At 35.4% G+C, this 362-nt stretch carries 1 protein-coding gene; it reads left to right on the top strand.

What is annotated here, in order from left to right:
- Positions 1–318: hypothetical protein (locus tag WEIDD23_RS13910; RefSeq protein ID WP_010370573.1), on the top strand; the 318-nt coding region annotated here is incomplete at its 5' end.
- Positions 319–362: the final 44 nt, after the last annotated feature.

Here is a 362-nt window from a genome sequence, read left to right as displayed (position 1 = left end):
ATGATTGATGGAGACATAGATGTATTAAGAGCGGTGGTGAAGTTTTTGTTGGACTTTGAAGAATTAGACGAAGAAAAATCAATTCCCAACACATCACAGTTACAAGAAGAAAGGTTGATGAGCATTATACAAAATCGAATTGACCACGATGTTGATTATTCGTACAAACAATATTTTGCAACAAGTGACTATTATCTGAATTTCTGGCTCTTGAATAGGTATTTGACAAATCGAAAAACTGAAGATGACGGAACAATGGAAGTTTCCTATGATGACATAATGTTCATGCAGGCACTTGTGAAGAACAAAAAATATTAGGAAGCGGTTCGTTGAGGTGAGTGGTATCAGAAAAATATAACGGG

This window comes from Weissella sp. DD23 (genome assembly GCF_001579105.1).
GTDB lineage: Bacteria > Bacillota > Bacilli > Lactobacillales > Lactobacillaceae > Weissella > Weissella cibaria.
The sequence above is the reverse complement of the archived record's forward strand: the minus strand, read 5'-3'. Positions and strand labels throughout refer to the sequence as shown.